This window comes from Bradyrhizobium uaiense, from assembly GCF_010811875.1.
Lineage (GTDB): Bacteria > Pseudomonadota > Alphaproteobacteria > Rhizobiales > Xanthobacteraceae > Bradyrhizobium > Bradyrhizobium uaiense.
The window spans coordinates 1-201 of sequence record NZ_VKHP01001306.1 but is presented as its reverse complement, the minus strand read 5'-3'; the positions used below and the strand labels follow the sequence as shown (position 1 = coordinate 201).

1 protein-coding gene is annotated in these 201 nt (G+C 56.7%); it reads right to left on the bottom strand.

Annotated elements, in window-relative coordinates; genetic code table 11:
- On the bottom strand, window positions 1-201 hold a 201-nt coding region (locus tag FNJ47_RS49725; protein ID WP_163164000.1), incomplete at both ends, for a transposase.

The window sequence follows — 201 nt, the reverse complement described above, 5'->3', positions numbered from 1 at the left end:
CCATCGTGCGGTCAATCTCGGCCAAAGCAATTTCCGGCTTGGATCGTGGCGTTCGGTGTTCGACTGGCACGCGAGCACGCTTCAAACGAGACACGTCGCTTGTCCAACTGTCAGGCAGAAAGAGACGTAACGCGACCATCACTGGCACTTCGCCGCGCGCAAGCGTCAAAGACACCATCGTTTGGCAATTTGCCGTTTTGC